We start from the raw sequence: 21,587 nt of genomic DNA on the forward strand, positions 1-21,587 counted from the left end.
AGCGGCGGGTTACGGCGCGTCTTCGAAGAGCGCCGCGATGGCGGGCATGTCGACGGCCGGATGGTTCGCCAGCACCATCACCAGCCGCTCGGTGAAGCCCCAGAGTCGCTCGTCGTGGACGAGATGGTGGGTGAGAAGACCGATCGGCTCGTCGCGGTCGAGATCCTTCGTCAGCTGTTCGATGAGCGCGGCCTCGCCCGCCAGCCCACCGCCGCCGCGCCACCAGACGGGGTCGCAATGGGTGTTGACGATCGCAAGGCCATCGCGCTGCGCGGTGTCTCGCGGCTTGAAGGTCGAAAGACCGCTAAGCCCAAGGGCGGAGAGCCGGGGTTCGAGCGCGGGATCGATGCGGTTCCATGGCGGCACGAGAACGGGCAGCGCCTTGGCGCCGAAGCGCGCCGTCTGGACCGCCAGCGCCTTGGCGAGGTCGGCAAGAACCGCCTCGGGCGGGCGGTGGCCGAGCTCCTGCGACTTGGCGCCGGGGGGCGCCTCGTTGCGATGGCGGATGCCATGGACGAGGACAGTGACGTCGGCCTCGTCCTCGAGGCGCGCCGCCAGCGCGTCGGTGGCCAGCATCGGGCTGACGGCGAGTGCCAGCGGCGCCCGAGCCTTGGCGGCGATGGCGAGGAGGCGGTCGAGGGCCGGCGTCGGCTCGGCGGCGTCGTCGTCGCGCCACCAGAACGCGACGCGGCGCCCGGCGGCGTGGAGCGCGTCGAGGCGTGCGGTCAACGCGTCCCACGCGGCTTCAGTGCGTCGCCGCTCGTGCGCGGCATTCTTGACGGCCGCGACGCTCACAGCCGCGCCGTCGAGGATGGGCGCCGGGGCAAGGCGCGGGCGAGCCAAGGCCTGCCTCACGGCTTGAAGGAGCGTATCGGATGTCAGGTCGCGCTCGGGCAGGAGCACGGCACGCCCCGCAGTGGCGAGACCTTCGGCGCGCAGGCGCTGTTCCCGTTCGGAGCCGGCCTCGAAGGGCACGAGAACGGCGGGAACGCCGATGGCGGCGAGATCCAGCGCCGTGTTGTAGCCGGCCTGGCTGACGGAGAGGTCGGCGGCGGCGAGCAGCGCGCGAAAGTCCGGGCGGGCGCGCTCGATCGTCAGGTTCGCCGCAGCCTTGGCAGCGAGCGCGGCGAAGGCAGGCTCGGACACGCCGTGGCCGACGAGAAGGCGCCAGCGCCGGCCGGAGCGATCGAGCCCGGCGGCACTGACCGCGGCCTCGAAGAGCGGCAGGCTGGCAGCGCTGCCGCCCCCGGACACGACGATCTCGCCGCTCGGTGGCAGCGGTTCGCTCAGGCTGGCGGTCTCGGTGGAGAGATAGCCGGTATAGGACAGACGATGGCGCAGCGCCTCGCCGACCGGCCAGGACAGCGCCAGCGGCGCGGCCGCCTCGTCGCCGTGGACGAGGACACCGTCATAGAACTCGCGCACCATGATCTCGGCCTCGACTGCCTTCTCGGGACGCGAGGGCGGGTTGAGAATGTCGCGGATCGAGGCTAGAACAGCGGGGCGTTCGTCCCGGCCCCAGGCGGCATCCAGCATCGCGCCAAATTCGGCGCGAAGCTGGCGCCGGCCGAAGGGGAAGGTCTCGGTGACCACGACGTCGGGCCGTGCCCGCTCGAAGGCGGCCAGCAGCGCGGCGATGCGCGCCTCGCGATAGGCGGCGTCGATCTCGGTGCCGTCCGGCCGAAGCAGGCGGGTGAAATCGGCATCGACGCAGTGAACCGGTGGCAGTTGCACCAGATCGAGCTCGCCGGACTCAATGAGCGGCGCCGGGCGGCCGCCGCTGACGATGGTGACGCGGTGACCCGCCCGGCCGAGAGCGCGGCCGAGCGCCACCGAGCGCGTGAGATGGCCGACGCCGAGGAGATGGGTGACGGCGATGAGGACACGCAGGCTCATCGAGGCCCCTCGCCGGTCTGGAGCAGCGGGAGGAGCGCGGCCCGCAGGCGCGTGGCTGCCGCGGCGATCGTGTGGCGCTCGCCGACAGCGGCGCGCGCGCCGGTGCCGAGACGCCGGCGAAGGGCGGGATCCCCGACGAGGCGTTCGAGCGCGGCGGCGAAGGCCGGCGCGTCGCCCGGCGGCACGAGAAGCCCGCCCCGCCCCGCCTCGACGACGCCCGAAACGCCGCCGGCCGCGCCCGCCAGGGCCGGACAGCCCTGCAACGCCGCTTCGAGGAAGACCATGCCGAAGGCCTCGTTGATCGCCGGCCAGACGAGGAGATCGGCCCCGGCATAAAGCGCGGCGAGGACAGTGCGCTCAGTGACGAGGCTGTGGAAGCGCACGCGCGTACCGAAGGGCGCGAAGAGGCGCTCGACCTCGGCGCGCGCTGCGCCGTCGCCGACGATGGCGAGCCGCCAGTCGCCACCGAGCGACCCGAGGGCCCCGGCCAGCAGACGGTAGGAGGCGAGCTTGTCGCCCTCGCGCATCATCGCGACGGCCAGCAGCCGCACCGGTTCCCTATGCTCGCGCGCGGTCTCCGGCACCGGCCAGTCGGCGGGATCGAGAAACGGCGGCAACTCGGCGATGCCGCGCGGGGCCAGCGTTTCGAGCCCGGCGCGATCGGCTGGGTTGAGGAGAAGATGGAGGTCGGCGCGACGCAGCGCGCGCTCGCAGGCGGCGTGCCACGCCGCCCACGGACCGTTCGCGCGCTTGGCGGCGTGCGAGCCCTCGGCCACGACATAGGGGATGCCAAGCGCGTCGGCGACGGCGGGCCCGATGAGGTCGGGCGCCTTATAGTACCCGTGATAGGTGAACCAGAGGCGGGGGCGGGCCGCGGACGGCAGGACGCGGAACGCCGCGACGAGCCGCTCGATTTCGCGCTGCGCCGCGCTTTGGCATGCGGCCTGGAAGGCGGGATCACCGGCGGCGTCGAAAGAGCGGAACGGGCTGGCGAGGCTCGGGGCGAAGCCGGCGCGATCGAGGGCGCGCAGCATCAGCCGCGCCATCTCGCGGTCGCCCGACGGCACGCCGTGGCCCGGCGCCTTCAGCGGCGCATGGAAGGCGATCGCCGGTGCCCCGTCTTCCCGCTCGTCCACCGCCCGCTCCCGTGTTCGTCACCTTCCGCCGGCAACCGACGCGTCCGTCTCATCGAGCCGAGCGCGTGCGTCGTCGCCCTCGCCCCTTGCGGCCTAGCCCCTCCCCCGCCCGCTGGCAACCGACACGAGCCCGCGCTCGAACGGGGGCATCTGTGCAGCGCGACAGGGCGCTGGTAACCTGACGCGGCGAGGAGTACCCAGCCGGCATCATGGCCTCATCCCTCTACCGCTACGTCTGGAAACACACCCGCCGCCAGCAGATCTGGATGCTCGTGGTCGTGCTCCTGTCGATCCCGCCGCTGTTCTATTCGCTGAACATCCCCAAGCTCATCATCAACGGCCCGATCCAGGGCAGCGGCTTCGAGGCGGACGGCGCGACGCAGACCTATCTACGCTTCGCCGTTCCCCTGTCGGAGCGCTGGTTCGGTACGCCGGAATGGGAGGTGTTCCACGGCATTGAGTTCGAGCGGCTGGAGGCTCTGTTCGTTCTCTCGACGCTGTTCCTCGTCTTCGTCGTCATCAACGGCGCGTTCAAATTCTACCTGAACATCTACAAGGGCCGGCTCGGCGAGCGGATGCTGCGGCGCATGCGCTACGAACTGGTCGACCGGCTGCTGCGCTTTCCCATGCGCCAGTTCCGGCGGCTGCGCTCCTCCGAGGTCGCCTCGATGGTGAAGGACGAGCTGGAGCCGATCGGCGGCTTCATCGGCGATGCCTTCGTGCAGCCGATCTACCTGATGAGCCAGATCCTGACGGCGATGGTATTCATCTTCGTGCAGAGCGTCACGCTCGGGCTGATCGCCTTTGCCGCGACGATCGTGCAGGTGGCGCTGATCCCGCGCATGCGGCGCCGGCTTCTCGTGCTCGGCCGTCAGCGCCAGCTCGCGGCACGGCGGCTTGCGGGCAGCGTCGGCGAGATCATCGAGAGCATGCCCTCGATCCGCACCAACGACGCCTCGAACTTTGTGCGGGCGAAGATCGCCAACGATCTCGGCGGCATCTTCCTCATCCGCTTCGACATCTACCAGTGGAAATTCTTCGTCAAGTTCCTGAACAACTTCCTGAGCCAGGCGACACCCTTCATCTTCTATATGTTCGGCGGCTATTTCGCGGTCACGGGCCGGCTCGACATCGGCGAGCTCGTCGCCGTCATCGCCGCCTATCGCGAACTGCCGGCGCCGCTGAAGGATCTCATCGACTGGGACCTGATGCGCCTCGATGTGAACGTCAAATACGAGCAGGTGGCCGAGCAGTTCGAGGTGGACGACCTCGCCGACGAAAGCCGGCAGGCGCCGGTGGCCGAGAGCGTGGCGCCGCTGGTCGGTGCCTTCGCGCTGCGCAACCTGACGATCCGCGACGATTCGGGGCTCCAGCTCGTCAACGACATCAGCCTCGAACTACCCCTTCGTGAAACCGTGGCGGCCACCGGCCCGGTCGGCGACGGCGGCGAGAAGGTGGCCGAGGCGCTCGTCTCGCTACAGTTGGCGACGTCGGGCGAGATCTGGCTCGCCGGGCGCGCGCTCACCTCCTATCCCGAGGCGGTGACGGGGCGGCGCCTCGCCTATGCCGACGCGGCGACCTTCTATCCGCAGTCGAGCCTGCGCGACGCGCTGCTCTATTCGCTCAAGCACCATCCGCGCGGGCAGCCGGCGATCCGCGAGGGCAAGTCCGAGCAGCTGCTGCGTATGGAGACGCTGGCGGCCGGCAACACGCCGCTCGACCCGCGCGACGACTGGATCGACACCGAGGCCGTCGGCGGCAGTTCGGCGGCCGACCGCGCCCATGCCATCGCCGAGGTGCTGCGCATCGTGCGGCTCGACCGCGACGTCGCGCGATTCGGGCTGCGGCGGCGCATCCCGGAGGCCGAGCGCGACGGGGCGGCCGGCGCCGTGCTGCGGGCGCGCCGCATCTTCCGCGAGCGGCTGGAAAAGGCGGGCATCGCACGAGAGGTCGAGGCCTTCGATCCCGACCGCTACCTCGCCAACGCCTCGATCATCGAGAACGTCGTCTTCGGTGCCTCCTTCCAGGACGAGATCGCGGCGACGCGGCTTCTCGTCAGCGGAGACGCGCGCCGCGTGCTGCAGCAGACCGGGCTCGGCAACGATCTCGCCACGATCGGGCGCTCGATCGCCGAGACGCTCGTCGAACTCTTCGGCGACATGGGCGAATCCAGCCCGCTCCTGCGCCGCATGGACATCATCCGCCCCGAGGAGATCGACGACTATCGCCAGATCCTGACGCGCACCGGCGCGCGGGACGCCGATCAGGTGGCGGCCGACCGCACCAAGCTGATCCGACTGGCGCTGAACTACGTCGAGCCGCGCTATCGCCTCGGCCTCATCGACGACACGCTGCGCGCGCGCATCGTCGAGGCCCGCCGGCTCTTCCACGATCAGGCCTCGCGGGACGTGGCGCAGACGATCGTCTTCTACGACATCGACCGCTTCAACCCGGCCGCCAACATCCAGGACAACGTCATCTTCGGCCGCGTCTCGCAGACCACCGCCAGCGCGGCGGACGCGGTGGAGGAACACCTCCTCGCGGCGATCGCCGAGGCGGGCCTTGCCGACGTCGTGCAGGAGGTGGCGCTCGACTTCGACATCGGCGCCGGGGCCAAGCGGCTGACGCTCGGCCAGCAGCAGAAGCTCGGGCTCGCCCGCGCCATCCTGAAGGCGCCCGACTATCTCGTGGCCAATCGCTGCCTCTCGGCGCTCGATCTCGACACGCAGCGCGCCATCATCAAGGCGATGCTGGCGCGGGCCCGCGACCCCGCCCGACCCTTCGGCACGTTCTGGGTGGTGAGCTACGACGGGCATGCCGAACTCTTCGACCGCCTCGTGCGTTTCGAACGGGGCGAGATCGCAGCGGACGTGCGGCTTGCGCGGGAGGAACCCGCCGTCCTATCGTCGCAGGTGGCGAGAGCGTGATGGACAACGAGACCAGTCCCGGTCTCTCGGGAAGACGGTGCCTTCGATGAGTCAGCTGAGCCATGAAGTCGAGATCCTGCGACGCATCCCGCTGTTCCAGGGGATCGAGCCGCAGAAGCTGAAGCTCATCGCCTTCACCTCCGACATCGCCCTCTTCGGCCCCGGCGAGACGATCTTCCGCCAGGGCGACCCCGGCGACAGCGCCTATCTCATCCTGTCCGGCGAGGTCGCGATCGTGGCGGAAACGCCGGTCGGCGAAATCGAGCTGGCGCGGCTCGGCCCCAACGACATCGTCGGCGAGATCGGCATCCTCTGCGACATGCCCCGCACCGCCACCGTGCGCTCGCTCACGGCGCTGAAGACGCTGCGCATCTCGAAGGACTGCCTGTCGGACCTCCTCGACGCCTTCCCCGGCATGGCGCGCACCATGCTGCGCGAACTGGCGCTGCGGCTGAGCCGCACCACCGCAGAACTCGTCCTGTCGCGATCGGGAGGCGGCCCTGCCGTCTGACGGTCCGCCGACGCCTGTTCTCGATGAACTGCGGCTCGTGATCTGGGGCGCGCGGGGCAGCATCCCGTGGGCGCCGGACGATCCCTCGGAATACGGGGCGCGCACCTCCTGCGTCGAGATCCGCGCCGGTGCACGGCGCCTCGCCTTCGACGCGGGGTCCGGCATTCTGGCGCTCGGGCAGTCGCTGGTCGCCGAGGGCGCCACCGACATCGACCTCTACTTCACCCACACCCACTACGACCACATTCTCGGCCTGCCCTATTTTGCGCCGCTCTACTTCGAGGGCGTCAGCGCCCGGATCCATGCCGGCCACATGCTGGACGACCACGACTGCGCCGGGCTCGTCGCCGACTACATGCGCGCGCCCTTCCATCCCGTGACGCCGAAGGTCTTCCGCGCCGCCATCGACTACCGCTCCTTCCGGCCGGGCGACCGGTTCGAGCCCGAGCCCGGCCTCGTCATCGACACGCATCGGCTCGACCATCCCGACGGGGCCGTGGCCTACCGGGTGCGCTGGCGCGGCCGCTCGATCGTCTACGCCACCGACCACGAGCACGTACCGGGGGTCGCCAATCCCGCGCTCGACGCCTTCGTCGCGGGGGCCGACATCCTCGTCTACGACACGACCTTCGTCGACGCCGAGATGGAGACCTACAAGGGCTACGGCCATTCCTCCGTCGAGGAGGGTCTGCGCATCGCCGAGCGCGCCGGGGTCGGGCAACTCGTGCTGTTCCATCATTCCCATAAGCGCAGCGATGCCGAACTGCGGGTGATCGAAGCAAAGGCGCAAGGCCAGCGGCCGGGCACGATCGCGGCGCGCGTCGGGCTGGAGATCGCGCTCGGGCCGCTTTGATGACGAATTCCTGTCGCAGGGACAGCGTCCTCAATGTCGGGACGCTGCAGGAACGCGCGCCCCGACGCGATGCAGGGAGTGAGACGGCTTGAGCATATCGACCGCGAAGATTCTCGAGATCGGCGACTGGCTCCTCGAAGAGGCGCTGGCGGAGCGGAGCATCGAGGCGACGCTCGAGGCGCTCGTGCATCGCCTGCGCAAGGTCGGCATTCCCATCGACCGCTGCCGCCTTTCCTGGCCGACGCTGCATCCCCTGTTCGAGGCGGAGACCGTGGTCTGGAAGGAGGACGAGGGCCTGTCCTCGCAGCGCTTCGACCATCAGGACCGCGACAGCGACGAATGGCGGCGCAGCCCGGTCAAGTGGATGCTCGACCATGACGAGCGCTTCCTGCGCTCGCGCCTCGAGCGCGACGCCGGCGACCTGCAGTTTCCGCTCTTCGAGGAACTGCGGCTTCAGGGCTACCGCGACCTCATCGCGCTGCGCACGCCGATGTTCACGGACGCCTCGCTGCTGCGCCGCGACGATCAGGATTTCGGCCTCTACGTCACCTGGGCGACGAAGGCGCCGGGCGGTTTCCACGACACGGTGGTGGACACGCTGCGCAGCCTGCAGCGCTACATGGCGCTGCTCTGCAAGCTGATGATCTATCCGCGCCTCATCTCGAACGTCGCCGACACTTATCTGGGGCCGACGATTGCTCGCGAGGTGCTGGGCGGGCGCATCCGGCTCGGCAGCGGCAGCCACGTGCGCGCGCTCGTCTGGTACTCGGACCTGCGCAACTCGACGGGGCTGGCGGAGGAGCTCGGCGAGGAAAGCTATCTCGCCCTCCTCAACGACTATTTCGCCTGCACCGGGCGCTCGGTGGTGGAGGCCGGCGGCGAGATCCTCGCCTTCATCGGCGACGCCGTGATGGCGATCTTCCCGATGGACGAGGCGGCGGGCGCGACGGGCGAGGTCGCGCGGCGGGCGGTCTCGGCGGCGGCGGCGGCGGTCGCGGCCGGTCACGCGGTCAATCTTCGGCGCGCCGGCGAGGGCGCGGTGCCCATCGACTTCGGCATCGCCATGTGCGTCGGCGACGTGCGCCTCGGCAATATCGGCATTCCCCAGCGCCTGTCCTTCTCGGTGGTCGGCCCCAGCGCCAACGAGGTCGAGCGCATCGAGCGCATGACGAAGGAACTCGGCGTTCCCGTGCTGGCGACGCAAGAGGTGATCGCGCACGCGGCGGCCGACTGGCGGTGCCTCGGTTCCTATCCGCTACGCGGCATGCGCGAGCCGGTGGCGCTCTACGGCCTCGCCGTTCCCGCGGCCATCGCCTCGGCGGCCTGAAAAGCCGTCAGCTGGCGGCGAGCGGGTCGAGCGCGTCGCGCAGGCCGTCTCCGAGGAAGGAGAAGGCGAGCACCGTCAGCATGACCGGCAGCATCGGCATCAGGAGCCAGGGGTAGAGCGCCACGGCCTCGATGTTCTGCGCCTCCGACAGCATGACGCCCCAGCTGGTGATCGGCGCGCGCAAGCCCAGGCCGAGGAACGAAAGCGCCGTTTCGGCGAGGATCATCGTCGGGATGGCGAGCGAGGCCGAGACGATGATGTGGCTCATGAAGTTCGGCAGGAGGTGGCGCGAGATGATGCGCGCGTCGCTCGCCCCCATCATCTCGGCGGCGCGGCAGAAATCCTCCTCGCGAAGGCTGAGCAGCTTCGAGCGCACCGCGCGCGCCAGCCCCGGCCATTCGAGGAAGGCTAGGATGGCGGTGATGCAGAAATAGACAAGAATCGGGCTCATCGTCACCGGCAGCGCGGCGGAGAGCGCCAGCCAGAGCGGCAGTTGCGGCAGCGAGCGCAGCACTTCCGTGACGCGCTGCAGGATCCAGTCGGCCCAGCCGCCACGATAGCCCGCGAGCCCGCCGAGCGCGAGGCCAAGGATCAGCGACAGGGTGACGCCAACGAGGCCGACGGTGAGCGAGATCCGCGCGCCGTGGACGAGGCGCGAGAAGATGTCGCGCCCCAGCCGATCAGTGCCGAGGAGGAAGGCCGTGCCGCCCTGCGGCGGACAGACGAGGTGGCGATCGCTCTCCCACAGGCCCCAGAACCGGTAGGGCTCGTGGTGGCAGAGGAAGCGCAGCGGCATCGGCGTCGTGCGATCGACCTCGTAGAGGCGCTCCAGCGTGTCCATGTCGAGCCGCCCGACCATCGGGTAGACGAAGGGCCCGACGAGGCTGCCCTCGTGGAAGAGATGGACGCGCTGCGGCGGCATGAAGATGTGCTGCGTGTCGCGCGTCGCGACGCCGGCGGGCGCGACGAACTCGGCGAAGACGACGCAGAGATAGGCGAGCGCCAGGAAGGCCAGCGACACGATGGCCAGCCGGTGCCGCCGGAAGCGCCACCAGAAGAGCCGGCGCTGCGAGGCGTCGAGATACGCCGTCGAGACCGACGACAGCTCGGCCGTGGTGCGACCGGGGTCGAAGGGCTTGGGCGAGACCCAGTGGCCGGTGAGATCGCTCATCGGCGTCTCGCCCCCGCAAGGCGCACGCGCGGATCGACGAAGGCCAGGACGATGTCGGAGACGAGCATGCCGGCCACGGTGAGGATCGCGAGGAACATGAGGAAGGATCCGGCCAGATACATGTCCTGGCTGCGCAGCGAGGAGAGCAGCATCGGCCCGGTGGTGGGCAGCGACATGATGACGGAGATGATGACCGAGCCGGAGACGACCTGCGGCAGCAGGTCGCCAATGTCGGAGACGAACGGATTGAGGGCCGAGCGCAGCGCATACTTGCGCATCACCCGGCCCTCCGGCAGGCCGCGTGCGCGCGCCGCCACGACGTAGGGCTTGCGCAGCTCGTCGAGGAGATTGGCGCGCAGGCGCTGGATCATCGCCGCCGTGCCGGACATGCCGATGACCACGACGGGCACGATGAGATGCGTCATCAGCGAGACGATCTTTGCCGCCGACCAGCCTTCGTCCATGTAAGCGGGATCCATCAGCCCGCCGATCGAGACGCCGAACACGGCGTTCGAGACGTAGAGGAGGATGAGCGCGAGGAGGAAGTTGGGCGTCGCCAATCCGAGATAGCCGAGCAGCGTCAGCCCGTGGTCGGCGGCGCTGTGCTGGCGCGCGGCGACATAGAGCCCAACCGGAAAGGCCACGAGGTAGATGAAGAAGACTGTGGCGAAGTTCAGCACCATCGTCAGGAACAGCCGGTCGCCGACGACCTCGGAAACCGGGCGCTGGTACTCGAAGGAATAGCCGAAATCGCCGCGCGCGAAATCGGAGACCCAGGTGAGATACTGCTCGGGCAGCGAGCGATCGAGCCCGTACATCTCGCGCAAGAACGCCACCTTCTCGTCGGTGTTCGTCTCGCCTTCGGCGCGCAGTTCCGCGATGTAGCTCGTCAGGTAGTCGCCGGGCGGCAGCTGGATGATGGTGAAGACGAGGACGCTGATGACGGCGAGCGTCGACAGCATGGTGAGGAAGCGGACGGCGAGATAGCGCAGCATGGGGTCAGGGCGCGTCCGCTTGGGGCGTCGGCAGCGCCCCGGCGGCCTGCCGGTCGTCGGCGAAGAAGAACGTGTCGGGCCGGTAGGTGCCGAAGAGGGCGCCGGGCTCCCAGTTGTAGGTCGCCTCGCGCGGCAGGTTGCGCAGGCGCCGGGACGCCACGACGATCTGGTCGACGCCCGCGACGATGCCGATGCGCGGCATCTCGGCGGCGTTGATCTCCAGCATGCGGCGCCAGATCTCGCGCTTCTCGCCCTCGATCAGCGTCTCGCGCCAGCGCATGTTCAAGGCCAGCAGCTCGCGGGCGAAAGGCAGCGAGGGCTCGGCGCCGAGCTTGCCGCCGCTTTCGAAATGGAGCCCCCAGGCCGGCCAGGAGGCCTGCGAGGAATCGGTCGGGGCGAGTTCCGCCGGGCTGTCCACCGGCTTGGCCAGACCGTTCTCGAGGCCCGGGCCCACCGACATGAGCGTCGATCCGGCAGCGAGGCGCGAGCTCAGCGTGTCCTTCTCCACCGTTTTCAGGACGAGGCCGATGCCGATCTTGCGCCAGTCCTCGGCGACGAGCTGGAGAACGTCGACCTGCTCGCCCTCCTCGCCGCCGACCTCGACGACGATGTTGGCCGAGCGGCCGTCGGGCAGGATGCGGATGCCGCCGGTGTCGCGCTTGCGCAGGCCCATCGCGTCGAGAAGCGCGATGGCGGCGGCGGGATCGTAGGTCGCGAAGCGCTGCGACAGGTCGGGCGTCCAGAGCGGCGAGGCCGGCAGGACCGTGTCGTTCGTCGGCCGCGCGAGGCCGTAGTAGATGGCCTGGTTGATGTCCTCGCGGTTGATCGCCAGCGACAGGGCGCGGCGGAAGTCGGCGGACTGGAACAGGGTGCGCCAGGTCTCGTCGACGACGTTGAGATCGGGAAACAGCGCGACGCGCGCCCCCCGGCCGCTGTGCCAGCGCAGGACGTCGTAGTCCCAGCGCTCGCTCGCGTGCTTGACGAAGGCGTAATTGCCGAAGGTCATGTAGTTCGCCTGCAGGTCGGCGGCGCCCGCCCCGACCATCGCCGGGATGAGACCGGGACTGGCGATGGTCATTGCCACCTCGTCGATATAGGGGAGCTGCTGCCCCGTCTCGTCGACCCGGTGGAAGTAGGGATTGCGGCGGAAGAGATAGCGGTCGGCAGGCGGCGTGGTCGCGAGCACCCAGGGCTGCAGCGACGGCAGTTCGACATTGGCGTTCTTGTAGGGCTGATCGAACTTGAAGTGCAGCGCTACCCAGTTGCGCTGGCCTTCCGCCGCTACGCGCGCCTCGAGCGAAGCGGGATCGGCGTATTTCTGGTGAAACTGCTTGAGATAATGGGCGGGCCGGAAGATCTCGAGCGCCAGAGAGCGCGCCATGGCCGGCAGGAAGAACGGGTTCGGCTTCGTCCACTCGTAGCGGATCGTCACGTCGTCGGGGAAGCTGACGCGCGGCCCCTCGCCGTCGACCAGAAGCTCGCGCGGCAGGCCGTTCTTGCCGAGCTTGGGATCGTTGACGACGTCCTCCCAGTAGTAGCGGAAGTCCTCGGCGGTGAAGGGCGCGCCGTCCGACCATTTGTGGCCCCGGCGCAGGTGGATCGTGAAGATCCGGCCCGCCTCGACATCCACCGCGCGGGCGAGATCGGGCTCGATGCGTCCATCCGGCGTGTAGCCGACGAGGCGCGCATAACCGAACACCACCATGCGGCGGGTGTCGCGGGCCTGCGCCTCGATGATGCGCAGCGAACCGCCGTAGCGGCCGATCTCGCGGCCGGTGGCGGGCATGTCGACCACCAGCGGCTCGGCCGGCAGGCGCTCGGCCATCGGCGCCAGCGTTCCGGCCGCGACCGTGTCGGCCAGGGCCGGCGGCTCGGCCACGGCCGCGCGTGCCGGGCTTTGCGCGAGGCCAAGGCATGCGACGAGCGTCAGCGCCGCCAGCGGCGGGGCCGTGCGGGCGAAGCGGGCGATGAGGCGGCGGGGCGTCGCCATCGAAGACTCCGGAGCGGTCAGTGGTGGGCGAAGCGCGGCCCCAAGCGCCTGTTCGCGCTGGCGCTTCGCTTGCGTTTCGACGCTCGCACGCGGCGCAGCGCCATGCAACGGCGGAGCGAACGGGCGGCTCACGGCCGCAGGCCCTCGCGGCCGGCGGCAAAGGCGCGCACCGCATGGCCGCCGCCGAGATCGAGGAGATGCGGCTCCGGCCCTTCCGGCTGGCTCGGGGCGGGCGCACCGGCCATCGAGAAGGGCCAGCCCCAACTGGCGGGATCGCGCGAGCGCCCCGGCCCGAAGGCGGAAAAGTCGATGGGCCGGTCCGGGTCGGGCTCGGGCACCGAGGCGATGAGCTTCTTCGTGTAGGGATGGAGGGGCGCGCGGAACAGCGTCTCGCGCGGCGCCACCTCCACCAGACGCCCCGCCGCCATCACGGCGATGCGGTCGGCGAGATAGTCGACCACCGCCAGATTGTGGGAAACGAAGAGATAGGTCAGACCGAGTTCGCGCCGCAGATCCTTCAGGAGGTTGAGGATCTGCGCCTGCACCGAGACGTCGAGCGCCGAGACGGGCTCGTCGAAGAGGATGAGGTCGGGCTCCAGCGCCAGCGCCCGCGCGATGCCGATGCGCTGGCGCTGGCCGCCCGAGAAGCTGTGGGGGAAGCGCCCGAGATGGGCATCCTGCAATCCGACGAGCGCCAGGAGATCGCGCACCCGCGCGCGCCGGCTCTGCGGCGTGCCGATCCCGTGGATGACGAGCGGCTCGGAGAGGATCTGCTCCACGGTCATGCGCGGATTGAGCGCCAGATAGGGGTTCTGGAAGACGTATTGCACCCGGCGGCGCCAGCGGCGCAGATCGTCGCCGCGCAGCGCCAGAAGATCCTCCCAGCCGTCCTCGCCCATCATCTCGACGGTGCCGCTGTCCGGCGTCTCGGAGCGCGCCAAGATGCGCGACAGCGTGGTCTTGCCGCAGCCGCTCTCGCCGACGAGGCCGAGACACTCGCCGCGGAAGATGTCGAGATCGACGTCGGCGACGGCCGGGGCCGCCGCCGCACCCTTGACGGCGAAGCCGCGGCGCTCGCCGAAGGTCTTGCGCACCGTGCGAAGCCGCACGAGCGGCGTTCCCATCGCGGCCTCCCCGGCGCCGGCCTGCCGCGCGGCGGCGCGCGCCTCGGCCCAGCGGGTCACGGTGCCCCCGACGGCGATCTCGCGCAGCGGCTTCAGCCGCTCGTCCGGCCCCATGTCGAGGCGCGGCACCGAGGCCATCAGCGCCTTCAGATAGGCGTGGCGCGGGCGGGCGAAGAGCTCGCGCGCCGACCCGCGCTCCATCGTCTCGCCGTGATGCACCACGATCATGTCGTCGGCCATGTTGGCGACGACGCCGAGATCGTGGGCGATGAGGAGGATCGCGGTGCCCTCGGCCTGCTGGAGATCGCGCAGCAACTTGAGGATTTCGGCTTGCACGGTGACGTCGAGCGCGGTGGTGGGTTCGTCCGCGATGATCAGCGCCGGGCGGCAGATCATCGCGATGGCGATCATGGCGCGCTGACAGAGCCCGCCCGACAGTTCGAACGCGTAGGAGTCCACCGCCTTCTCCGGCTTGGCGAAGCCGACGCGGCCGAGCATCTCGATCGCCGCCGAACGGGCTTGGCTCGCGCCGATGCCGCGATGACGCCGCAGCACCTCGCCGATCTGGTCGCCCACCGTGTGGAGCGGCGAGAGCGCGGCGGTGGGCTCTTGGAAGATCATGGCGATGCGGTCGCCCCGGATCGCCCCGAAGGCGGGACCGTTGCGCGGCAGCGTGGCGAGGTCGACGGGCGCGGCGCCTTTGTCATGGAAGAGGATGCGGCCGCCGAGCTGGAAGGCGGCGGGCGGCAGGAGGCCCAGGATCGCCTGCGCCGTCACCGACTTGCCCGAACCGGACTCGCCGATCACCGCAAGAGTGCGACCCTCCTCGACGGCGAAGGAGAGTTCGTTCACGGCGCGAAACCGCCCCTCGAGCGTTCGAAACTCGATGGAGAGGTCTTCGACGCTGAGAAGAGGCGGCATGAAGGTTCCGGTCAGGCGTGTCGCGCAGGCCGAGACGGCGATCGCGCCGCGATCATGGCAGAGAGCGGGGCGGTCAGGGAAGCTTCAAGTCGAGAAGCAGCGTCTCGGCATAGAGATGATCCACATCCGCGGGGGGTACGTCGGGCGTGCGGACCCACCGGGCCAGCGGGATCACCTCGATTTCGCCCGGCGACACATGCACAGGGAGGAAGCGCGAATCGATGGCCAGCACCTCCGACGCGGGCCCGCAGAGCGTATCGGCGAGCGCCTGTGCGGAGGCCGCGAGGACGCCGAGGTCGGAGCAGTGGAGAAGCTCGCGATAGAGGATGTTCTCGCCCTTGCGCTTGTTCTGGAGGACGAGGAGCACGGGCGCGCCGCCCGCCTCGAAGCTCAGCATATCCAAGCCAAGGCCCCGGTGATCGCCAAGGATGCGGCGCGAGCGGGGGTCCAGCCGTTCGGGCTCGGGCCTCTGGAGCGAGAGGCGCGCGCCGCCGGCCTGCGGGCGAAACAGGCGGCGGGTGTCGTCGAGAATGGTGAAGCCCAGCCCGCGGATGCGCCGACCGGTGGCGCGGCGGGCGGTCATCGTGGCGTAGGTCGTGCCGGGCTGCGCCATGCCGGCGCGCAGCAGCGCCTCTCCGATGCCGGTGCCGCGGTGGTCGCGCTGGAGATACCAGGCGCCGAGATCGCAGAAGCGCCGGCGCCCGACCGAGGTCTCGCGATCGGAATAGATCGTCGCCATGAAGCCGACCACGGTGCCGGCCTCCTCCACCAGCCAGCCGCGCTCGGCATCGACCGGGCGCCAGGGATAGGCGAGGATCCGCCGCCAGCGCTCGGGCGGGATCTTCGGGTTCATCAGCCGATGGAGGAGATCGGCCACCGGCTCGATATCGGCCTCGCCCGCCGGGCGTACGAGGGCGCTCATGCGAGCGGCGCGAACAGCGTGGCGGCGTCGCGCCAGCGCACGGCGGGATGGCGCGAGAGCATCGGCAGGAGGGCGGCGAGGAAGTCCCACGTCGCCTCATCATGGGCGAGATGGTGGGTGAGGAGAGCGAAGGGTCGACCATCCCCGGCGGCGCGGCGGAGCGCCAGATCCTCCACCATCGAGCGGCAGAGCTTGGTCGCCCCGGCAAAGCGCGCGCCGCCTTTCCACCTGACCACATCGAGATCGCCGTTGATGGCGCGAAGGCCGGGCGGGGCGGCCTCGGGCGGGCCGAAGGTGCTGAGGCCGATATAGCCGGCGGCGGGCAACGCTTGGCTCACGCGCGGCTCGATCCGGTTCCAAGGCGGCACCATCACCGGCAGGAAGCGGTCGCCGAAGAGCGCGGCGAGGCGCTCGCGCCCACCTGCGAACTCGTCGAGGATGGGCTGGAGGTCGCGATCCCCGCCGCACTCCACCGCTCGCCCGCCGGGCGCGGCGTGGTTGCGATGGCGCCAGCCGTGCTGGAGGACATGGGCGTCCCCACCCGAAAGAACCGCGGCCAGCGCCGGCGTCGCCGGCTCGGGGATCACGGCGAGGGCCGGCACCGCGCGGTGGCGATCGGCCAGCGCCATGAGGCGGCGAAGGGCCGGCGTGTCGTCGGCCGCGTCGTCGTCGCGCCACCAGAGCGGCAGGGTCAGGCCCCCCTCCTCCCAGCGATCGAGCTCGGCATTGAGCGGCGCGGCGTCGGTGGGATCGATCATCGGAGCGGGCGAATGGGCGGAACCATGGTCGCCGTCTTAGCGGCTCGCGCAGCGCGGGCACAAGTGCGCGGCCTTGCCGCGACCGAAGCCGATCGCACCAGATGATCGCAGCCAATATATTTAGCCGCACAGACAGTTAGGCAGGCTGGGCAAGCCTTGTTTCGGAACAGGCGTCTGCGTCGTGGCCTTCCCTTCCCATGACATCAACTCAGGAGACCCCCATGGTCCGCACGACCCTTCGCAGCGCCACGATGCTGGCCGCGATCGCCGGCACGTTCGCCCTCGGCCTGTCCGCCGCCTCCGCCCAGACCGCGACGCCGCCAGCCTCGACCTCCACCGCCGCCGCCGCCCGCACGATGGCGCAGCCGACAGCCGAGATGAAGTCGGTTCTCGACAAGCTCGCCGCGCTCGGCGCCAAGCCGCTCGGCACGCTTCCGGTGGCCGAGACCCGCGCCCAGCCGACGCCTGCCGACGCCGTCATGGCGATCATGAAGGAGAAGAACATCCAGCCGGGCGCCGCCGTTCAGGCGGTGAAAACGCGCGACATCAAGATCCCCGGCGCCGCCGGCGAGGTCGATGCCCGTGTCTACACCCCGGAAGGCCAAGGGCCCTTCCCGCTCGTCGTCTACTACCATGGCGGCGGCTGGGTGATCGCCGATCTCGACACCTACGACGCCTCGCCCCGCGCGATCGCGGCTGGTGCGAAAGCCGTCGTGGTCTCGGTCGATTATCGCCATGCGCCCGAGCACAAGTTCCCGGCGGCACATGAGGACGGTTTCGCGGCCTATCAGTGGATCGTCGAGAACTCCGGCTCGCTCAACGCCGACACGACGCGTCTGGCCGTCGCCGGCGAGAGCGCGGGCGGCAACATGGCGGCGAACGTCGCGATCATGGCGCGCGACGCCAGGATCATCCAGCCGATCCACCAGCTTCTCGTCTATCCCGTCGCGGGCAACGACCTGAAGACCCCGTCCTATGTCGAGAACGCCGAGGCCAAGCCCTTGTCGAAGCCGGCGATGGAGTGGTTCTTCACCAACGTGTTGGCAGAGCAGTCGCAATCGGCCGATCCACGCCTCAACCTCGTGGGACGCACCGAGCTGCAGGGCCTGCCTGCCGCGACGGTGATCAATGCGCAGATCGATCCGCTGCGCTCGGAAGGCGAGACCTATGCCGAGCACCTTCGCGCCGCCGGCGTTCCCGTGGAGCAGAAGACCTATGCCGGCGTGACGCACGAGTTCTTCGGCATGGGCACGGTGGTGCCGGAGGCCAAGCAGGCGATGACGTTGGCGAACGAGCGGCTTGCCGCCGCCTTTGCCGCCGCACCATCCAGCGAAAGCACCAGTTCGACCGGCGCGGCCAAGCCGGCGAACTGAGCGAAAGCTCTTTGCGATAGGATAGGACGGGAGAAGGGGCGATCCGCGGGGATCGCTCCTTTTTTCTAGACCTCAGGAGGCGAGGTCGGTCAGGCCGACGAGAGGTCGCGCGCCTCGTCACGAGCGACCCGGTTGCCTTGGCTCGCCGGCGCCTTTTCGCGAAGGTGCAGGTAGGTCTCGTTGAAGCCGCAGAATTCCTTCAGGCGCCCGACGTCGCGCACCACGAGGTTCTTGCCCTCGGCGGAGATCATGCCCTCGCTGCGAAGGTTGCGGATCATCTTGTTGACGCTGACCACCGTCAGACCCATCGTGTCCGCGAGTTCCGTCTGCGTCACCGGCAAGAGGAAGCGGTTGTCGTGATCGACGAGACCGACGCTCTGCAGGCGCACGAGGAGTTCGCACAGGAGATGGGCGATGCGCTCCTCGGCCGAGCGGCGCCCGACATTGACCAGCCATTCCCGCAGCACCGACTGGTCCACCAGCGTCGACCACCAGAGCGCCTTGGCGATCGCGGGCTTTTCGCAGAGTTCCGCGATATCGCTGCTCGACAGCTTGGCGACGTGACAGTCGGTCAGGGTCGCGATCGCATGATCCATCTCCTTCAGGATGAACACATGCAGGTCGCAGAAGTCGCCGGGCACGAGATAGGCGACGATCTGGCGGCTGCCGTCCTCGAGGATCTTGTAGCGGCAGGCGAAGCCCGAAAGGATCAGATGGACGTCCTGCGGGTTGTCGCCTTCCGACGAGATCTCGTGTTTGGGCGGAAGCTGGACGGTGCGGCGTGTGTGGCGGGCAAAGAGTTGTCGCTCTTCGGGGGAGAAGGTGACGAAATGCTCGAGCTTGCGGATGAAGAAACTGTCGTGAACCATGGCCCTTGCCCGTCCCGTCGATCCGCCGGCGGCGACAGCACGCGCGGCCCCCCGTCATAGAGCCTTCGCTGATCGACAGGAAGGGGAACCGCCGGCCTGTTCAGACCGGCGGTTCTCCGACGGGCCAGCTCAGGCCTTGCCGGTACGGCCCGCGACGTCGTTGATCGAGTCGCGTGCCGCGCGCTGGCTGTCCAGCGCATCCTGCGCATCGATTTCCTCGATCGTGCCGGGGGCCGCGACCCCGGTCTCGCCGGGCTGCAACCCGTCGCGGCTCTGCGGTCGGGGCGCCGAGCCGATGCGGCCGACCTTGGGATCGCCGCCCTCGTCGTCTCCGAGCACGGAGAGGGAGGCATCGAGACGGGCATCGTCGAGACGGTTTGGCTTGTCGGATGACATGGATTCTTTCTCCTCGGTCTGATGAGGAGAAAGAGATTTGCGCGCGATGGGGTTCCGCGCCGGCGGCGCGCGCACTCCAAGCGACACTTTCGCTCAGAAGAGCGAGAGGAGCCCGCTGCCGGAGCCGCTGCCGCCGTTGAAGAGGGCCAGGATCGGCGAGGAGGACGCGTCGGTGGAGGCGACATCGTACATGCCGGCGAAGCGGGCGATGAACTTGTCGAGCTTGGCGGGATCGGCGAAGTCTGTGAAGTCGATGCGGCTTTCCAGCAGCTTGGCCTGCTTGGCGACATCCATGCTGCTCATCCCGTCGGGCAGCCCGAGCGCGGTTCGGGCGACCTGGAAGAGAGCCTTGTCGGCGAGAAGGCCGTAGGCGGTGGTGACGTTCGGCGCGTTGCGCAGGAAGTAGAGCGCAAGGCGCGTGCCCTCGCTCGTCTCGCCGGACTGCTCCTCGAGCGTCTGCAGGAGGTAGAGATTGTCGGTCGTGCGCCGGGCTGCGCCGCTTTGCGCGCCCGATCCGGTGTTCTCGAGGCTGCCGTCCGTCTCGAAGTTGAAGGCGGCGGCGAACTTCGCGACGGCCTTGTCGGTCTGCGCGTTGGCGAAGCTCTTGGGATCGGAGAGATCGCTCGTCAGGATCTTGCGCAGATCCGCCTTGGAGATGTCGGTATCCTTCACGCCATAAGCGGTCAGGGCGTAGCGAACCGTCTTCTCGTCGGCGAGAAGCCCGTCGATCGAGTAGATCGCGCCGGTCGCCTCGAGATAGCGCTGGGTGTCCGCCTTCACGACCGCCTTCTTCGCATCGGACTGGTCGGTGCCGAAGGTCGCGCTGTAGAGCGTCGCGGTCTTGGTGCGGTCGGTTACGGACTGGACCGAGCGCTCCGCCCGCAGCTTGCCGTCCTCGCCGAAGTTGAAGGCGGCGGCGAGCTTCGAATAGCGCTCGTCCTTTAGCTTCGAGACGTAGCTGTCGGGATCGGACGGATCGCTCGTCAGGACGGCGCGGATCGTCGACAGGCTGGCGGTCGCGGGATCGATGTCGAAGGCCTTGAGGACATATTCGAGGTTGGTGCGCCGGGTGCTGCCGACCACGCTTGCATCGGCGCGGATCAGGTCGGTGACCGACGTCACCTTGGCGATACCGGCGACGAAGACGGCGCTGGCATTGCCGTCGGCCTTCGTCGCGGCCGCCTTGTAGTTGGCGAGGTAGCCGTTGAAGAAGGTCTCCGTGGCCTTGGGCGGCAGCGGCACATTGTAGGGCTGGCTGACGCCGTTGGCGTCGGTCTCCGTCGACGGGCGGACCGCACCGTTCGCGTCGAACCGGAACATGTCGCGCAGGGCCTGCATCTTGGCTTTCGCCGCGACGCGCGCCGGCAGCACCTCGCCGCTGGCGGACACCGTGGGCATGGCGTCGACATTCGCCTGGCTCTTCAGGATGTCGGCGATGAACGTGGCCGTGTAGGTCTCGGACAGGCCGACCGACGCATGCATCATCTTGAGGATGCGGTCGTCGCCGGTCAGTTCGGTAACGTTGGCGACCGGCGGCGACTTGGCGAGGACCGCCTTGAGATAGTCGATATTGGCCTGCGCCGCCTGCGGGCTCGTCGCGTTGCCGGTCTTCTCGTTGTACTGGTAGACGAGATTGGAGATCTGTGCGGCGTTCTGGCTGAGGCTTGCGTTCGCGCCCGTCGTGAAGAACCCCTTGAGGGTCACGAAGGCAGTGCCGGGCGTCGGCGCGATCGTTCCGTCGAGGAGGCCCGAGACATAGCTCGAGGTGACACGCGAGGGGTCCGCGACCCCCGCGGCGCGCAGGGCCACGTCGACGAGCCGGCGATCGCCGACGAAAGCCGCGACCGTGGTGACGGTCGGCATCGCGTCTTCGAAATGGCTGGTCGCCGCGGCCGCGATCGGTGCGGAGCGATCGACGCGCTCGCCATAGGCTTCCACGATGCGGTCGGTCTGCGCGGTGCTCTGGGCCGTCGGCTTGGCGGCGGAGGCCGAGAAGTTGAAGGCCGAGGCGAACTGCGCGTAGCGCTTGTCGACGAGCTTGTTGGCAAAGCTCGCGGTGTCGGAGAGATCGCTCTCCAGCACCTTGCGCATCAGGCCCTTGGAGCCGATCTGGTCCTCCAGTCCGTAGGCCTTCATCGCGTAGGAATAGAGCCGGAAATCGCCGAGGAACTCGTCGACGCTGGAGACGCCGCCGATCTTGTCGTCGTAGTATTGCGCGCTCTTGGCCACCGTCGCCTGGTCGGACAGGCGCTCGAGCGTCTGCGCCATGTTGTTCGTGTAGAGGCGGTAGTTCAGGAGGGTGGATATCACGGCGCGTCTCCGGACGATCGAGGCCGACGCCCCTTTGCATGGGCGCCGACCGAGAGGCGAGTTTAAGCGAACATCGTTTCCGGGACGTGAAGAGGGTGCAGGAGCGCC

At 69.3% G+C, this 21,587-nt stretch carries 16 protein-coding genes; 5 read left to right on the top strand and 11 right to left on the bottom strand.

The features are described from left to right. Nucleotides 1-9 precede the first annotated feature (9 nt). Entirely contained in the window at nt 10-1,896 is a 1,887-nt protein-coding gene (locus tag AUL33_RS19920; RefSeq protein WP_062212582.1) for a glycosyltransferase, read from the bottom strand. After that, entirely contained in the window at nt 1,893-3,032 is a 1,140-nt protein-coding gene (locus AUL33_RS19925) for a glycosyltransferase family 4 protein (RefSeq protein ID WP_062212585.1), read from the bottom strand. Before AUL33_RS19925 ends, AUL33_RS19920 begins: the two co-directional genes overlap by 4 nt. Nucleotides 3,033-3,241: 209 nt before the next feature. Here AUL33_RS19925 and AUL33_RS19930 point away from each other — a divergent pair, with 209 nt between their 5' ends. From AUL33_RS19930 to AUL33_RS19945, 4 genes are all read left to right on the top strand, one after another. Beyond that, nucleotides 3,242-5,959 carry an ABC transporter transmembrane domain-containing protein gene (locus AUL33_RS19930; protein ID WP_062212588.1) on the top strand — a complete coding sequence of 906 codons (2,718 nt, stop codon included), beginning with the start codon at nt 3,242-3,244 and terminating at the stop codon, nt 5,957-5,959. 46 nt (nt 5,960-6,005) lie between these two features. Continuing rightward, nucleotides 6,006-6,470, top strand: coding sequence for a cyclic nucleotide-binding domain-containing protein (locus AUL33_RS19935; protein WP_062212591.1), 465 nt, complete (start codon nt 6,006-6,008; stop codon nt 6,468-6,470). 37 nt (nt 6,471-6,507) lie between these two features. Beyond that, nucleotides 6,508-7,323 (top strand): MBL fold metallo-hydrolase, encoded by an 816-nt coding sequence (locus AUL33_RS19940; RefSeq protein ID WP_062212595.1) that lies wholly within the window; start codon nt 6,508-6,510, stop codon nt 7,321-7,323. An 88-nt stretch (nt 7,324-7,411) separates the two neighbouring features. Further along, nucleotides 7,412-8,650, top strand: a complete 1,239-nt coding sequence (locus AUL33_RS19945) for an adenylate/guanylate cyclase domain-containing protein (protein WP_062212598.1) — start codon at nt 7,412-7,414, stop codon at nt 8,648-8,650. 7 nt (nt 8,651-8,657) lie between these two features. Here the strand turns inward: AUL33_RS19945 and AUL33_RS19950 are convergent, their stop codons facing one another. The 6 genes from AUL33_RS19950 to AUL33_RS19975 all read right to left on the bottom strand — a co-directional run bounded on the left by AUL33_RS19950 (nt 8,658) and on the right by AUL33_RS19975 (nt 16,531). After that, on the bottom strand, nt 8,658-9,821 hold the full coding sequence (locus AUL33_RS19950) for an ABC transporter permease (RefSeq protein ID WP_062212600.1): 1,164 nt from the start codon (nt 9,819-9,821) through the stop codon (nt 8,658-8,660). Then, nucleotides 9,818-10,816, bottom strand: a complete 999-nt coding sequence (locus AUL33_RS19955; RefSeq protein WP_062212603.1) for an ABC transporter permease — start codon at nt 10,814-10,816, stop codon at nt 9,818-9,820. Before AUL33_RS19955 ends, AUL33_RS19950 begins: the two co-directional genes overlap by 4 nt. A gap of 4 nt (nt 10,817-10,820) precedes the next feature. Further along, entirely contained in the window at nt 10,821-12,806 is a 1,986-nt protein-coding gene (locus AUL33_RS19960) for an ABC transporter substrate-binding protein (RefSeq protein WP_062212605.1), read from the bottom strand. A gap of 128 nt (nt 12,807-12,934) precedes the next feature. Then, nucleotides 12,935-14,851, bottom strand: a complete 1,917-nt coding sequence (locus AUL33_RS19965; RefSeq protein ID WP_062212607.1) for an ABC transporter ATP-binding protein — start codon at nt 14,849-14,851, stop codon at nt 12,935-12,937. 73 nt (nt 14,852-14,924) lie between these two features. Beyond that, nucleotides 14,925-15,773: a GNAT family N-acetyltransferase gene (locus AUL33_RS19970; protein WP_062212608.1), complete on the bottom strand. Its 849-nt coding sequence runs from the start codon at nt 15,771-15,773 to the stop codon at nt 14,925-14,927. After that, nucleotides 15,770-16,531: a polysaccharide deacetylase family protein gene (locus AUL33_RS19975; protein ID WP_062212609.1), complete on the bottom strand. Its 762-nt coding sequence runs from the start codon at nt 16,529-16,531 to the stop codon at nt 15,770-15,772. The genes AUL33_RS19970 and AUL33_RS19975 overlap by 4 nt, the downstream gene beginning before the upstream one ends. Before the next feature lie 221 nt (nt 16,532-16,752). Between AUL33_RS19975 and AUL33_RS19980 the strand changes: the two genes are divergently transcribed. Then, on the top strand, nt 16,753-17,904 hold the full coding sequence (locus AUL33_RS19980) for an alpha/beta hydrolase (protein ID WP_202815318.1): 1,152 nt from the start codon (nt 16,753-16,755) through the stop codon (nt 17,902-17,904). Between the two features lie 89 nt (nt 17,905-17,993). Here AUL33_RS19980 and AUL33_RS19985 read toward each other — a convergent pair whose 3' ends face one another. From AUL33_RS19985 to AUL33_RS19995, 3 genes are all read right to left on the bottom strand, one after another. Continuing rightward, entirely contained in the window at nt 17,994-18,773 is a 780-nt protein-coding gene (locus tag AUL33_RS19985) for a Crp/Fnr family transcriptional regulator (protein ID WP_062212612.1), read from the bottom strand. Nucleotides 18,774-18,902: 129 nt separating this feature from the next. After that, nucleotides 18,903-19,169, bottom strand: coding sequence for a hypothetical protein (locus AUL33_RS19990; protein WP_062212615.1), 267 nt, complete (start codon nt 19,167-19,169; stop codon nt 18,903-18,905). Between the two features lie 93 nt (nt 19,170-19,262). Beyond that, a complete protein-coding gene (locus AUL33_RS19995; protein ID WP_062212619.1) occupies nt 19,263-21,479 on the bottom strand; it encodes a DUF1217 domain-containing protein in 2,217 nt (738 codons plus the stop codon). Nucleotides 21,480-21,587: the final 108 nt, after the last annotated feature.

Source organism: Aureimonas sp. AU12 (assembly GCF_001463705.1).
Taxonomy (GTDB): domain Bacteria; phylum Pseudomonadota; class Alphaproteobacteria; order Rhizobiales; family Rhizobiaceae; genus Aureimonas.